Genomic DNA, 13,073 nt, shown 5'->3' with positions numbered 1-13,073 from the left:
TCATCTACCGCCTCGAAAACTGACGCAGGACCAGTGACCCCTGACGGGGTGACTTCGGGGGTGCCCACGGGCACCCCCGGGACACGGATCACCCTCTCCACCACCCGTGGAGAGGGTGATCCGTGTTTCTCCGGAGAGTTCCGGGGATCCCGCGAGTGCGCCGTCGTTCGCTCTCGTCGATTCGATAGAGTCTCACCCAGGAGGTGCTTCGGAGTGGAACTGCCAGGAAGCGGTAAGAAGGCGGCGGAGACGCTTGAGACCCTGCAACGGAACATCACCTCCGGGGTCTGGCCGGTGAACTCGCGGATCCCCAGGGAACCCGAATTGATGGAACTGCTGGGAGTGGGCAAGTCCACCGTGCGCGAGGCGGTGCGCTCGCTCGCGTCGATGGGCATGCTCGAACCGATCAAGGGCGTCGGCACATTCGTGCGCTCGCGTACTCCGGTGAATTCTGTTGTGAGTCGATTCGTCGCGGGCTACCCGATCGATGAGATCCTCGGATATCGCCGAGCACTCGAAGTCGAGGCCGCGCGGCTCGCGGCGGTGAATCGCACCGACGGGCAGCTCCAGCAGATGCACCGGGCCTACGCGCGCGACCTCGAGCGCAGCACCGATTCCGCAGCAGCGACCGGGCTCGGGGCGAGCCCCGCCACCTTCCACCAGCTCGTCTTCGAAGCGGCGGGCAACAGTCTCATGACCGGGCTCTACGCCTCGCTGCTGGTGCCCATGCGCGGCGCCCGATCCGCCGGGGTGTTCGGTACCGGGTCGAACACGAGCCTGCGGCACCGCGACCATGCTGCGATCCTGGAAGCGATCGAGGATCAGGACCCGGTGCGCGCCGCGCAGGCCATGGGACTCCATGCCGATCGCGACCTGGTGCCGCGCACGATCGTCGGCGATCCGGAGCCCGATCGGGTCCGGCCGCAGAGCGCCGCCGGTCAGTGCCCGTGATGCGAGGGTTCCCCCGCCAGCACAGCACCGCGGTTCGTCGCAGGGGAGTCCGCTGGAGAATCTCGATAGTCTCCCAGCGTCGGCTCCTGAGCCGGTCAGGGACAGGAACGGTCGGCTTACCGGATCGCCTCGCGCAGCGTGATCGCTTCGAGTCATGCGCCGCCGTCGGGGCGCGGTACCGGTTCGGGAGAGGGTTCAGAAGTCCCAGTCGGCATCGGTGGTGTCCTCTCCCTTGCCCATGACGTAGCTCGATCCCGAGCCGCTGAAGAAGTCGTGGTTCTCGTCGCTGCCCGGTGAAAGTGCGGCGAGGATCTCCGGGTTGACCTGGGTCTCCTCGGCGGTGAATCGCTCGGGGTAGCCGAGGTTCATGAGAGCCTTGTTCGCGTTGTAGCGCACGAATACGGCGACGTCGTCCATGAGGCCGAGCGGCTCGTAGAGCTCGCCCGAATACTGCAACTCGAGTTCGTACAGTTCCTCGAGCAGTGTGTAGGTGAAGTCGCGCATCTCGTCCTGTTCGGCTCTGGTGTGGGTTTCGAGCCCGCGCTGGTACTTGTAGCCGGAGTAGTAGCCGTGCACGGCCTTGTCGCGCAGGATCAGGCGGATCATGTCGGCCGTGTTCGTGAGCGTCGCGTGCACCGAGAAGTGCAACGGCAGATAGAACCCGGCATACAGCAGTAGCGAGGAGAGCAAAGTCGACGACACCTTGCGTTTGAGCGGGTCGGGGCCGTAGTAGTGGTGCAGCACCTTCTTGCAGCGCTCTTGCAGCAGGTCGTTGCCGACGGCCCACCGGTAGGCGTCATCGATCTCCGGGGTGCTCGTGAGCGTGGAGAACACGGAGGAGTAGGAGCGGGCGTGGACGGACTGCATGAACGCGATGTTCGTGTAGACGGCCTCTTCGTGCTCGGTGCGGGCGTCCTGGATCTGGCAGATCTCACCGACGGTTGCCTGCACGGTGTCGAGCATGGTGAGGCCGGTGAAGACGCGCATGGTGAGGGTTCGTTCTTCCAGGCTCATCTGCTGCCAGGCCGGAATGTCGTTCGAGAGGGGCACCTTCTCGGGGAGCCAGAAGTTCGCGGTGAGCCGGTTCCACACCTCGAGGTCCTTCTCGTCGGTGACGCGGTTCCAGTTGATCGGGCGCAGGCGTGCTGCGGGGTCGTGGCGGTAGGCGGGTGGGGTGACGGAGAGTTCGCTGAGCGGGAGGTCGAAAGCGATGCTGGTCATGCTGGTGGTCTTTCTGAGTGGAGTCGGATGGCAGGGTCAGAGGGCGCAGGAGACGCAGCCCTCGATCTCGGTGCCTTCGAGGGCGAGCTGGCGCAAGCGGATGTAGTAGAGCGTCTTGATACCCGTGCGCCAGGCATAGATCTGCGCCTTGTTGATGTCGCGCGTCGTGGCGGTGTCTTTGAAGAACAGCGTTAGAGACAGCCCTTGGTCTACGTGTTGCGTGGCGGCGGCGTAGGTGTCGATGATCTTCTCGGGTCCGATCTCGTAGGCGTCCGCGAAGAACTCCAGGTTGTCGTCGGTCATATGCGGGGCCGGGTAGTAGACGCGGCCGAGCTTGCCCTCTTTGCGGATCTCGATCTTCGCCGCGATCGGATGGATCGACGCCGTGGCGTGGTTGACGTAGCTGATCGACCCCGTCGGCGGCACCGCCTGCAGGTAGGCGTTGTAGATGCCGTGCTCTCGGATCGAATCGCGCAGCGCCTCCCAATCGGCCACCGTCGGCAGCGCGATCCGGGCTTCGGAGAAGAGGTCGCGCACACGCTCGGTGGCGGGCTGCCATTCCGCGGCGGTGTATCGGTCGAAATAGGTGCCGTCGGCATAGGCGGACTGCTCGAACCCGGCAAAGGTCTCACCGCGTTCGATCGCGAGCCGATTCGAGGCGCGCAGCGCGTGGTAGGCGACGGTGCGGAAGTAGGCATCGGTGAAGTCGACGCCTTCCTCGCTGCCGTAGTGGATGCGCTGGGAAGCGAGGTAGCCGTGCAGGTTCATCTGCCCGAGCCCGATCGCATGCGACGCCGAGTTGCCGGCCGCGACCGACGGGACGGCATCGACGTCGGTCTGATCCGACACGCTCGTGAGCGCCTGTACTGCCGTCTCCACCGTCGCCCCGAAATCGGGAGACGCGAACGCCAGTGCGATGTTGAGCGAGCCGAGGTTGCAGGAGATATCCTGCCCCACCTGCTCGTAGCCGATCGCGGCGTTGTAGGTGGAGGGGGCGTTCACCTGGAGGATCTCTGAGCACAGGTTCGACATGTTCACCCACCCCTGGACGGGGTTCGCCCGGTTCACGGTGTCTTCGAACAGCACATAGGGGTAGCCGGACTCGAACTGCAGTTCGGCGAGAGTCTTGAAGAACTCCCGCGCACTGATCGTCGTCTTCCGGATCCTGGGGTTCGCGACGAACTCCTCGTAGCGGTCGCTCACCGACTGATCCGACAGCGGGATGCCGGTCTCGCGCAGCACGTCGTAGGGACTGAAGAGGTGCATCTCACGGTTCTGCTTCGCGAGCTCGAAGGTGATGTCCGGGATCACGACCCCCAGTGAGAGGGTCTTGATGCGGATCTTCTCATCCGCGTTCTCCCGCTTCGTGTCGAGGAATCGCATGATGTCCGGATGGTGGGCATGCAGGTACGCGGCGCCGGCGCCCTGCCTGGCCCCGAGCTGGTTCGCGTACGAGAAGCTGTCCTCGAGGATCTTCATGACCGGGACGACGCCTGAGGCCTGGTTCTCGATCTGCTTGATCGGGGCGCCGGTTTCGCGCAGGTTGGTGAGCAGCAGGGCGACGCCGCCGCCGCGCTTGGAGAGCTGCAGGGCGGAGTTCACGCTGCGGCCGATGGATTCGAGGTTGTCCTCGAGGCGCAGCAGGAAGCAGGACACGAGTTCGCCGCGCTGCGCCTTGCCCGCGTTCAGGAACGTCGGGGTCGCCGGCTGGAACCGACCCGACAGCATCTCGTCGACGAGGCGCGCAGCGAGATCCGCGTCGCCCTGCCCGAGGAACAGGGCGGTCGCGATGACGCGCTCCTCGAAGCCCTCCAGGTAGGTGGTGCCGTCGAAGGTCTTGAGCGCGTAGGAGGTGAAGAACTTGAACGCGCCGAGGAACGTCTGGAAGCGGTGCCCGAGACCCGACGCCCGCTCATGCAGCAACTCCACGAAGTCCGGGGCGTAGGCGCGCAGGTACGACTCTTCGTAGTAGTCGTGCGCGATCAGCCACTCCAGGCGCTCCCACACGGAACCGAACCGTCGGGTGTTCGGTGCGACGTGCTGTGTGAGGTAGACGGCGGCGGCCTCGCGATCCTTGTCGAACTGGATCGACCCGTCCGGTGCGAACAGGTTCAGCTGTGCGTTCAGGGCGTGATAGTCCTTGCGCTCTCCGATCCCGCCACGAGCCGGGGCAGCGGCGGTCTCGCTGGGAGGGGAGGCGGGTGGTGCCGTGATGGTCATGCGACTTCCTTCTCGTTCGGTTCGTTCAGCTCTGCGGGTTGATTCAGTACAGTGGCTTGGTTCAGCACAGTGGTCTGGTGCGCCCAGAACTCGGGGAGCCCCTCGTTCACGCGGGCGATGTCGCGGTCGGTGCCGAGGAGCTCGAAGCGATACAACTCGGGCACCCGGCACTTGGCGGAGATGATGGGTCCGGCGAGACAGTAGTGCTCGCCGAAGTTCGTGTTCCCGGCAGTGATCACGCCGCGGATCAGGGCCCGGTTCGCAGGGTCGTTCAAGAACTGGATCACCTGCTTCGGCACGGCTCCGGCCTGCTCGCCCCCGCCGTAAGTGGGAAGGACGAGCACGAACGGGTGGGACACCCGGATCATGCCCTCCAGCCGGGGCCGCAACGGGATCCGTGCCGCGTCACGGTCGAGCCGCTCGACGAATCGCCTGGTGTTCTCCGACACGCTCGAGAAGAACACCAGATCCGGCGACTCCAGCCCCTCGAGCACCCGCACTTCCGGGGCGGCATGCCCCGGAACCCGGTGTTTCACGCTCATACACGCATCACTCCTCTCGAAATCAAGAACCCAACATGTAGTAGTCGCTAGCTCATGTGGAACTAGATCTAGTGTTATCACGATCCGAGAGGGCATGACTACGACACGCCCACGTTTGCAACTACGGCTAGACGAACATTAAAGTTAGACATGCAGATCATGGTGAGGTGCGGGCAGGGCGCGTCACCAATCCACACGGGCTGAGGCCGGCCCATCGAGAATGAGTGAGGTTGTGCGATGAGCGATCCGACCAGGATCCAGATTCCTGCCGAGATTCGGAACGAGAGCATCCGTGCATTCGTGGAGGAGTGGGTCGGGGTCACCAAGCCCGAGCGGATCGAACTCGTCTCGGCGGTCGATGACGCCCGGCTCATCGGCGAAGCCCTCGCCGCAGGTGAACTCCTGCCCGCAGGTGAGGGCCGCTATTACGCCAGGTCCCATCCGAAGGACACCGCCCGCTCCGAGGAGCGTACGGTCGTCGCAACCTCGGAATCTGCCGATCGCGGCAGCTACAACAACTGGCAGCCAGCGAGCGAGGTGAAGCCGCTCATCACCGAGCGGATGCGCGGGGCGTCTCGCGGGAAGACGATGTACGTCGTCCCCTACCTGATGGCGCCGCCCGGTACCCCGCTCGCGGCCTACGCGGCCGGGGTAGAGCTGACTGATGATCGCACGGTCGTGCTGCAGATGATCCGCATGGCCCGCGTCGGTCTCGAGCATTTCGACGGGCTCTCCGACCCGGACTTCTTCGTGCGCGGCGTGCAGGTCACCGGCGATCCCGATTCGCTCGGGCACGGCACGCCGGAGGATGCGCGCCTGTTCGGGACGATCGCGGATGAGCGCACGATTCTCCACTACGGCTCCGCATATGGCGGCAACGCGCTCCTCGGGAAGATCGCACACGGCCTCCGCCAGGCCTCCTACGACGGCTACTCCTCGGGGAGGTTCCTCGCGGAGCAGTTCCTCCTGCTCGGTATTCGCGACCTCGAAACCGGCGCCACCGCTCATGTCTGCGGCGGGTTCCCGAGCGCGTCGGGCAAGACCAACCTCGCGATGACCCTGCCGCCGGACGCGCTCGGCGACCGGTACCGGGTCGATTTCTACGGCGACGATATCGCCTGGATGTGGATCGACGACGAGGGCCGCCTGCGGGCGATCAACCCCGAGAACGGCGCGTTCGGGGTGGCGAAAGACACGAACGAGCGTACGAACCCGACGGCGATGGCCGCGATCGCGGAGGGCTCCGGCACGATCTTCACCAACACCGCCTACAACCAGCTCACCGGCGAGGTGTGGTGGGAAGGCCTCACCCCGCAGCCTCCCGCAGAACTCGACGGGTGGCTCGACTGGACCGGAGCCCCGATCGCCGACCGCGGCCCCGACCAGCAGGATGCTCCGTGGGCGCATCCGAATAGCCGCTTCACGATCCCCCTCGAACGCATCCCGAACCTCGCCGCAGACGCCGCAGACCCGTCAGGGGTCGTGATCGACGCGATCATCTTCGGCGGCCGCACCCGCGACCGCGAACCCCTGATCCGCGCCATCGACGACCTCGCGATCGGCGTCTACGACGGCCTCACCCTGGGAGCGGAGGCGACCTTCGCCGCCGAGGGCGTCGACGGGCAACTCAGATACGACCCCATGTCGATGCGCCCCTTCTTCTCCTACTCAGAAGGCCGCTACGCCCAGCACTGGCTGACCCTGCTCCGGCAGCTCACCGATCTGCCCGTATTCGCGCACGTCAACTGGTTCCAGCGCGACCCCGAAGACGGCCACTACCTCTGGCCCGGCTACCGCGAGAACCTCCGCGCCCTGAACTGGCTCTTCCGCTACCGCGCAGGCGACGCCCACGGGCACCCCACGCCGGTAGGCGTCCTCCCCACAGCGGAGGAGCTCGATCTCACCGGCCTCGATATTCCCGCAGAGGATCTCGACCGGCTGCTGCGAATCGACACGAAGCGCTGGACCGAGGAAGTGCAGCATCGGCAGGAGCACCTCGCGAGCCTGCCCGATGTGCCGCGCGAGATCTGGGACGCCCACGAGGCCCTCAGCACGGCCCTCACCAGGCAGGCGGCCTCGGCAGGCCACGCGCATCCCGGATCCGGCCCCGGATCCACACACCCCGACACCCACTGATACAGGAAGGCTGCATCTCTTGAAGATCACCAGGAAGTTCCTCACCGGAATCGCGATCGCCGCGATCGCCGCGCTCGGCCTCACCGCCTGCGCGAATACCGGCACCCCCGAACCCGGTAGCGACGGCGACCCCCTCAAGGTCTACGCGACCACCGGCTACCTGGCTGACGCGGTCGCGAATCTCGCCCCCGATGCCGAAGTGACGACGATGGTCGGCCCGGGCGGCGATCCGCACACTTACCAGCCGTCGACGAAGGACATCGAGACGATCCAGAACGCCGACGTGGTGTTCTGGAACGGGCTGCACCTCGAGGCGCAGATGATCGACCAGCTCGAGAGCCTCGGCGACAAGCAGCTCGCCGTGGGCGACCAGCTCCCCGCAGACCTGCTGTTGGACTGGCCCGAGACCGACGACCAGGGCAACCCGCTGCATGATCCGCACGTCTGGAACAGCCCCGAAGCGTGGTCGCTCGTCGTCGGATACGTCGCAGACAAACTTGGCGAGATCGACCCGGCGGGCGCGGCCGAGTACGCGGCGAATGCCGAGGCCTACCTCGAGGAGATCGACGCCGTGGTCGCCGAGGCGCACGAACTGCTCGGCGATGGCAAGATCGAACCGCGCATCCTCATCACCGGGCACGACGCGTTCAACTACTTCGGGCAGACCTTCGACCTCGAGGTGCACGCCACCGACTTCGTCTCGACCGAGGCCAAGCTCAGCGCCGGGGAGCTGTCGGAGCTCGCGCAGCTCATCGCAGACAACGAGGTGCCGGTGATCTTCCAGGACAACCAGGCCAACCCGCAGGCCATCACCAGCTTGAAAGAAGCCGTGCGGTCGCTCGGCTGGCAGGTCGAGGTCTCGGGCGAGGAGCTCTTCGCGGACTCCCTCGGTGCGGATTCCGGCGTGGACACCTATATCGGCGCGTTCTCGCACAACGCCCGCGCCGTGGCCGAGGCCCTCGGAACCGCGGGGCAGTGACCGTGACCAACATCGTTCACACGGCTGGGGCTCCCATCGGAACCCCGGCCTCCCCGGACACCGCACTCGCCTGCAGCACGCAGGGCCTCTCCGTCGCCTATCGCGCGGAGCCGGTGCTGCGCAGTGTGGATTTCGCCGTGCCCCAGGGTGTGGTGATGGGGATCGTCGGCCCCAACGGGGCCGGCAAGTCGACGCTCATCAAGGCCATGCTCGGCCTCGTGAAGCCGCTGACCGGCACTTCCGAGTTCTTCGGGCAGCCCCTCGCCCGCACGCGGAAGCGGGTCGGCTACATGCCGCAATCGACCAGTGTCGACTGGGACTTCCCGACCACGGTGCTCGATGTGGTCACGATGGGCACCTACGGCTCCATCGGCTGGATCCGCCGCCCCGGAAAGCGAGAGCGCGCCCGTGCGGTCGCGGCCCTCGAGCAGACCGGGATCCCGGATCTCGCGTCCCGTCAGATCGGGGAGCTCTCGGGCGGGCAGCGGCAGCGCGTGTTCCTGGCCCGTACGCTGGTGCAGGCCCCGGATCTGTACTTCATGGACGAGCCGTTCCAGGGCATCGACGCGAAGAGCCAGCAGGCCATCGTCTCCGTGCTGCACACGCTCAGGGAGCAGGGGAAGACGGTGGTGATCGTGCACCACGACCTCGCGACCGTGCGAGATTACTGCGACCATGTCACCCTGCTGAACCGCCGGGTGGTGGCCTCGGGGCCGGCCGACGAGTCGTTCACGCGCGAGAACATCCGCACCGCGTACGAGGTCACGGCAGGCGACGACGCGTTCCTGGAGTTCGCGTCGTGAGCCTGATCGAGTTCCTCGGCAATCACACCTACCGGATGGTGTTCTTCGGCACCATGACCATCGGCCTCGTCGCCGGGGCTCTCGGAAGCTTCGCGTACCTGCGGAAGCAGTCGCTCATCAGCGATGTGATCTCCCATGCCGCGCTGCCCGGAACGCTGCTCGCGTTCCTCACCGCGGTCGTCGTGCTGGGCGCGGACGGCCGCAACATGATCGCACTGATCATCGGCGCGGTCGTCGTCGGCACGCTCGCGGTGCTTTTCGCCAACGGGGTGACCCGGGTCTCGAAGATCCGCATCGACACCGCGATGGCGGTCTCGCTCACGGTCTTCTTCGGCGGCGGCATGCTGCTCATGCGGATCATCTCGAACGGTGCCTTCCCGGGCAAGGGCGGCATCCAGGACTACCTCTTCGGCAACGCCTCCGTGATCACGATCGCCGATCTGACCACGAGCATCACCGTAGGCGCCCTCGCCCTCGCCTTGATGCTGGTGTTCTGGAAGGAGTTCGCGCTGCGCACCTTCGACCCGGATCACTCCACGGTGCTCGGGTTTCGGGCGCGCACCATCGACACGCTGATGTTCACCACGATCGTGATCGCGACCGTGATCGGGGTGAAGGCCGTCGGCCTCGTGCTCATGGTCGCCTTCGTCGTCACCCCGCCGGCCGCGGCCCGCCAATGGACGCGCACCCTGCCGGGCATGGTCGCGCTCTCCGGTCTGTTCGGCGCGGTCGGCAGCGGCGTCGGCGCCTACCTGTCGATCGTGCTCGGCAAGGTGCCCACCGGGCCACTGATCGTGCTGACCCTGTTCGCGATCTTCCTGGTCTCGCTGCTGTTCTCGCCCCGACGCAGCATCATCACCCGCGCGGTCTCCCGTGCCCGAGCTCGCGCCGCGCTGAAGCGGGAACTGCTCCTCGCGTCTGCACCCGCGGAAGGAGGCCTCCGATGAGCTTCGTCCTCGGCACCACCCTGCTCGCCGTCGTCACGGCCCTCGCCTGCGCCCTGCCCGGCGTGTTCGTCGTCCTGCGCAAGAACTCGATGCTCGTCGACGCCATCAGCCATGCCGTGCTGCCGGGCATCGTGGTCGGCTACTTCTTCGCCCACAACCTCGACTCCCCGCTGCTGATCCTCGGCGCCGCCCTTGCCGGTCTCGTGGTCGTGCTGGGCAGCGAGTGGCTCTCCCGCACCGGGCTCCTCACCGGTGACGCCTCGCAAGGGCTGATCTTCCCGGCGCTGTTCAGCGGCGGCGTGATCCTCGTCACCCTGAACTTCGCGAACGTCCACCTCGACACCCATGCCGTGCTCGTGGGGGATCTCAACCTCGCCGCCTGGCATCAGCTCATGATCGGCGGGGTCTCGTGGGGACCGGTCTACCTGTACGTGATGCTCGCCGTGCTCCTCGTGAACCTCGCGTTCCTCGGCCTCTTCTACTCGAAGCTGAAGGTCACGACCTTCGATGCGCAGTTCGCGACCAGCCTCGGCATCCGATCCGGGCTGCTGAACACGGCGTTCATGTTCCTCGTCTCGGTCACCGTCACCGCCGCGTTCAACGCGGCAGGGGCGATCCTCGTGATCGCACTCGTCGTCGTGCCCGCGGCTACCGCGTATCTGCTGAGCACCCGCCTGCCGGTGATGATCGCGCTCACCGCGGGGATCGCCGTCGCAGGTGCACTGGCGGGGTTCTGGGTCGCGTATGTGCTCGACGCGGCGACCAGCGCGGGCATGTCGGTGTTCTACGGGCTCGTCTTCGGTGTTGTTCTCGTGACCACGAGGCTCCGTCAGCGGCGCAGCCTGAACGTGCGCGAGTACGCTCTGGCAGCGTCCCCATAGGAGTCCCCGTGCCGACCCCGCGTGATGCGACGATCACTCCGTACCTCAAGACGATCTGGATCCTGCAGCATGAAGAACAGACCCGCGTCGGAGTCACCGTCCTCACCGAGCGGCTCGTGAAAGCGCCCGCGACCGTGTCGCAGACCGTGCGCGCGCTCGCGGACGCCCGACTGATCCGCCACGAACCGTACGGGCCGATCGAACTCACCCTCACAGGCGAGCGTCTCGCCCTCGCGGTCGTCCGGCACAATCGCATCGCCCGCGCCTTCCTCTACCAGGTGCTCGGCTACCCCTGGCCGAACGTCGCAACGGAGGCCGACACGCTCATGCCCGTGCTCAACGACGATCTCGCGAACCGTCTCCATGCGGTTTCCGGCTCGCCGCACACCGATCCCTATGGCAACCCGATTCCCGGATGCGGGAAAACGGCGGCGCGACGGACCCGCCCTTTGTGCGAGCAACCCATCAACATCGAACTGGACATCGTGCGCGTCGCCGATACCGACATCGCCCTACTGGGCCGCCTGCATGCGATCGGCCTCATCCCCGGTCGAGTCGTTCGTGTCGCGCGGATGGACCGCGCCACCGGGGTGATCGACGTGATCAGCAACAACAGAGCGCACACGATCGGAGTTCACGTGGCACGCCGAATCCTTACGGCCAGTCCGAACGGGAGGGAACAGCAACATCCGGCTCAGGGCAGCGTTTCCACCGACATACCCAGCTCGGCACGCGATCCCGACCGGCCCTTCGCCGCGTCCTGAGACTGCCGCGCGGAGACTACTCCGAGAGCAGCGCCTGGATGCGGCGCACGCCCTCGACCAGGGCCTCGTCGCCCAGCGCGTAGCTGAAGCGCAGGTAGCCGGACGGGCCGAAGGCCTCACCGGGGACCGCGGCGACCTCGGCCTCGGAGAGGATGAGATCGGCCAGCTCGAGGGAAGTCTCGGGGGTGACCCCGCGGTAGGTCTTGCCGAGTGCGCCGGTCACGTCGACGTAGGCGTAGAAGGCGCCCTCCGGGGTGGGGCAGTTGAATCCGGGGACTCGGTTCAGTTCCTCCACGATGAGCTTGCGGCGGCGGTCGAAGGCCTGACGCATCTCCTCGATCGGCTCCTGCGGGCCGTTCAGCGCAGCGATGGCCGCGCGCTGGGCGATGTTGTTGACGTTGGAGCAGAGGTGCGACTGCAGGTTCGCCGCGCCCTTCATCACATCGGCGGGTCCGACCATCCAGCCCAGGCGCCAGCCGGTCATCGCGTAGGTCTTCGCGACGCCGTTGACGAGGATCGTGCGGTCCTGCAGTGCGGGAACGGCCTCGACGATCGACACCGCTCGCACCCCGTCGTAGGTGAGGTTCTGGTAGATCTCGTCGGCGACGACCCACAGGCCGTTGGCCTCGGCCCACTCGCCGATCGCGCGGGTCTCCTCCGGCGAGTACACGGCGCCGGTCGGGTTCGAGGGCGAGACGAAGAGCAGCACCTTGGTGCGCTCGGTGCGGGCGGCCTCGAGCTGCTCCACCGTCACCTTGTAGCCCTGATCCGAGCCGGCGAAGACCTCGACGGGCACGCCGTCGGCGAGCTGGATCGCCTCGGGGTAGGTGGTCCAGTACGGAGCCGGCACGATCACCTCGTCGCCCGGATCCAGCAGCACCTGGAACGACTGGTAAACGGCCTGCTTGCCGCCGTTGGTGACGATGACCTGGCCGGCCGGGACGTCCCACCCGGAATCCCGCGCGGTCTTCGCGGCGATGGCCTCGCGCAGCTCGGGCAGGCCGGTCGCGGCGGTGTAGCGGAAGTTCTTGGGATCGTCGAGGGCTGCACGCGCCGCGACGACGATGTGCTCGGGAGTCGCGAAATCGGGCTCGCCCGCGGCGTAGCTGATCACAGGGCGGCCTTCGGCCTGCAGTGCCTTGGCCTTCGCGTCGACCTTGAGGGTCGCGGACTCGGCGATAGCGGCGATCTTCTTCGAAAGACGGGAGATGTTGGTCACCCCTCAAGCCTAGCGGCTGCGGTGCCCTCGTGACGCTGGGCGAGGGCAGGGAATCCGGAGCTCTCGGCAGAAACGTGTGGATGCGCGTGGGCGTGCCGACCCACCCCGCGGCCCGTGCCCGCTACGCGCGCCAGTAGTTGCGGTTATTCCTCGCGTTTGGTGACATCTACTGACGCGCGAATGATCGGGTTATCGGGTCGCGCGGCCGCGTGTCAAGGCGCCGGCCCGGTTCGACAATCGCGCCCGGATCGCGTAAAGTGATCCGAGGTGATTGACTTTCACCAAAATTTCCTATGCCCTGAGGGTGGAGATGAAAGTCGCGAGATCTCCATAGGGCGGTGGCGCAATTGGTAGCGCAGCGGTCTCCAAAACCGCAGGTTGCAGGTTCGAGTCCTGTCCGCCCTGCAGAT

11 protein-coding genes and 1 tRNA gene are annotated in these 13,073 nt (G+C 66.5%); 8 read left to right on the top strand and 4 right to left on the bottom strand.

What is annotated here, in order from left to right:
• Positions 1–213 precede the first annotated feature (213 nt).
• Complete coding sequence (locus AMS65_RS16635) at positions 214–951, top strand: FadR/GntR family transcriptional regulator (protein WP_075201056.1); 738 nt, start codon at positions 214–216, stop codon at positions 949–951.
• 195 nt (positions 952–1,146) lie between these two features.
• On the opposite strand, the gene nrdF is transcribed toward AMS65_RS16635, so the two are convergent.
• The 3 genes from nrdF to nrdI are packed head-to-tail and all read right to left on the bottom strand — an operon-like array spanning position 1,147 to position 4,934.
• Positions 1,147–2,172: a class 1b ribonucleoside-diphosphate reductase subunit beta gene (gene nrdF, locus AMS65_RS16630; protein WP_075201055.1), complete on the bottom strand. Its 1,026-nt coding sequence runs from the start codon at positions 2,170–2,172 to the stop codon at positions 1,147–1,149.
• 36 nt (positions 2,173–2,208) lie between these two features.
• Positions 2,209–4,392: a class 1b ribonucleoside-diphosphate reductase subunit alpha gene (gene nrdE / locus AMS65_RS16625; protein ID WP_053385288.1), complete on the bottom strand. Its 2,184-nt coding sequence runs from the start codon at positions 4,390–4,392 to the stop codon at positions 2,209–2,211.
• Positions 4,389–4,934: a class Ib ribonucleoside-diphosphate reductase assembly flavoprotein NrdI gene (gene nrdI, locus AMS65_RS16620; protein WP_083451794.1), complete on the bottom strand. Its 546-nt coding sequence runs from the start codon at positions 4,932–4,934 to the stop codon at positions 4,389–4,391. The genes nrdE and nrdI overlap by 4 nt, the downstream gene beginning before the upstream one ends.
• A 237-nt stretch (positions 4,935–5,171) precedes the next feature.
• Between nrdI and AMS65_RS16615 the strand changes: the two genes are divergently transcribed.
• From AMS65_RS16615 to AMS65_RS19840, 6 genes are read left to right on the top strand one after another with little or no spacing between them, the layout of a single operon-like run.
• On the top strand, positions 5,172–7,070 hold the full coding sequence (locus tag AMS65_RS16615) for a phosphoenolpyruvate carboxykinase (GTP) (RefSeq protein WP_053385287.1): 1,899 nt from the start codon (positions 5,172–5,174) through the stop codon (positions 7,068–7,070).
• 19 nt (positions 7,071–7,089) lie between these two features.
• Positions 7,090–8,049 (top strand): metal ABC transporter substrate-binding protein, encoded by a 960-nt coding sequence (locus tag AMS65_RS16610; protein ID WP_169787585.1) that lies wholly within the window; start codon positions 7,090–7,092, stop codon positions 8,047–8,049.
• A gap of 2 nt (positions 8,050–8,051) precedes the next feature.
• Positions 8,052–8,852 carry a metal ABC transporter ATP-binding protein gene (locus tag AMS65_RS16605; RefSeq protein ID WP_241489489.1) on the top strand — a complete coding sequence of 267 codons (801 nt, stop codon included), beginning with the start codon at positions 8,052–8,054 and terminating at the stop codon, positions 8,850–8,852.
• Entirely contained in the window at positions 8,849–9,799 is a 951-nt protein-coding gene (locus AMS65_RS16600; protein WP_053385286.1) for a metal ABC transporter permease, read from the top strand. The genes AMS65_RS16605 and AMS65_RS16600 overlap by 4 nt, the downstream gene beginning before the upstream one ends.
• Complete coding sequence (locus AMS65_RS16595) at positions 9,796–10,680, top strand: metal ABC transporter permease (RefSeq protein WP_053385285.1); 885 nt, start codon at positions 9,796–9,798, stop codon at positions 10,678–10,680. Before AMS65_RS16600 ends, AMS65_RS16595 begins: the two co-directional genes overlap by 4 nt.
• 8 nt (positions 10,681–10,688) lie before the next feature.
• A complete protein-coding gene (locus AMS65_RS19840; protein WP_053385284.1) occupies positions 10,689–11,444 on the top strand; it encodes a metal-dependent transcriptional regulator in 756 nt (251 codons plus the stop codon).
• 16 nt (positions 11,445–11,460) lie between these two features.
• Here AMS65_RS19840 and AMS65_RS16585 read toward each other — a convergent pair whose 3' ends face one another.
• Complete coding sequence (locus tag AMS65_RS16585; RefSeq protein ID WP_053385283.1) at positions 11,461–12,663, bottom strand: pyridoxal phosphate-dependent aminotransferase; 1,203 nt, start codon at positions 12,661–12,663, stop codon at positions 11,461–11,463.
• Between the two features lie 332 nt (positions 12,664–12,995).
• Between AMS65_RS16585 and AMS65_RS16580 the strand changes: the two genes are divergently transcribed.
• Positions 12,996–13,068: transfer RNA gene (locus AMS65_RS16580), tRNA-Trp, on the top strand.
• The last annotated feature ends 5 nt before the right edge of the window (positions 13,069–13,073 follow it).

The sequence above is a fragment of the Leucobacter celer subsp. astrifaciens genome (assembly GCF_001273835.1).
GTDB classification, from domain to species: Bacteria; Actinomycetota; Actinomycetes; order Actinomycetales; family Microbacteriaceae; genus Leucobacter; species Leucobacter celer.
This window is presented reverse-complemented; position numbering and strand designations above follow the sequence as displayed.